At 44.9% G+C, this 1,237-nt stretch carries 1 protein-coding gene; it reads left to right on the top strand.

Annotated features, from left to right (window positions below; translation table 11 throughout):
• Positions 1-1,237: Bgr_08870 family protein (locus ACFIK4_RS09420; RefSeq protein ID WP_375675819.1), on the top strand; the 1,237-nt coding region annotated here is incomplete at both ends.

The following is a 1,237-nucleotide window of genomic DNA, read 5'->3' as shown; positions in this document are numbered from 1 at the left end:
TCCCAATCTTGCGGGAAAACTTGACCAAAATTGATCAGGCAATAGCCGATGTTGAGGACAAGGTAGACGAAAAAGCGCCTTTACAACACACGCATACCATAAGCGAAATCACAAATCTAGAAAGCGCTCTCAATGGCAAAATGGCAGCCGATAAAACCTTCTCATTTGCTGATTTAAGCGATATCGAGGGGGCAAAAGATGCTGCCAACAATTATGTTCTCTATAAATCAAGCAATAATAACTTCACCTTTGGCAGTGCTGTCTCCCTGTTAGGTGCGCACCAACATAAAACGGAAGATATCGTGGGGCTTGATGATTTTAGAGCCAAGATTAATCAAGATATGACCAGCTATGGGCGCCTCACAAGCCCAAATGAATGGCAGAATTATAATAAATTTACCAGCAAAGTCACCATGAGTGGTGGCTTAGAACTTTTGGGTAATTCGTCGTTTAGCCTTATTCATAATGGTGAAACGGTGACAAGTTTAAGCACAAATGGAAGTACCTTGAAAGGACCTTTAAAAGTGGATGGAGATCTTGTTTATACGAAAGCGCAAGTGGATGCCGCCATTTTGTCACAAATAAAGAGTCTTAAAAAAGATTTGACCGATAAAATCACGAATTGGCCGGCTCTTGCTGATGCTGAATTGCTGTATACGCAGGATGGAAAAATTGAATGGCCCGATTGGGTGACAGATAAAACCAAAGTCGAAATCCAAGCATGGGGTGGAGGTGGCAGTGGTGGCGGAGCCTATTTGTCAGGATTAGGAGGAGGAGGTGGTGGTGCCGGTTGTTCAGTCTGGTATGGCTATAAAGCCAGTTTAAAGGGTCATGAGAATATCACAATTGGTAAAGGAGGAGCTTCTGTGGGAAAGCAGTGTGTAAACGGTAAGTCTGGAGGAACAACAATCATTGGCAAGAATTTTATCACCGCCACAGGAGGAAACTATGGTAGTGCTGGTTACTATAGTTCACGAAATGGTTATGTTACTGGCTGCTATTCAGGAAGTGGTGGTACTGGAGGAGTAGGGGGAAATTTTGGCTTGGCAACGGATGAGCACCTAGGACTTGCTAAAGGCGGGAATGGTTATGCTGGAACAAGCGGAATTACGAGTAAGACAAGCGGTAACGGAGGTGATGCTGGGGGTGATACATCAAGAGGTGGCGCTGGAGGGATAGGACAAGGTTCCTATAGTTCAGGAAAAGCAGGGCGTGGTTTTGGTGGTGGTGGTGCTGG

The organism is Bartonella sp. AP9QHHD, from assembly GCF_042195625.1.
Taxonomy (GTDB): domain Bacteria; phylum Pseudomonadota; class Alphaproteobacteria; order Rhizobiales; family Rhizobiaceae; genus Bartonella.
The sequence above is the reverse complement of the archived record's forward strand: the minus strand, read 5'-3'. Positions and strand labels throughout refer to the sequence as shown.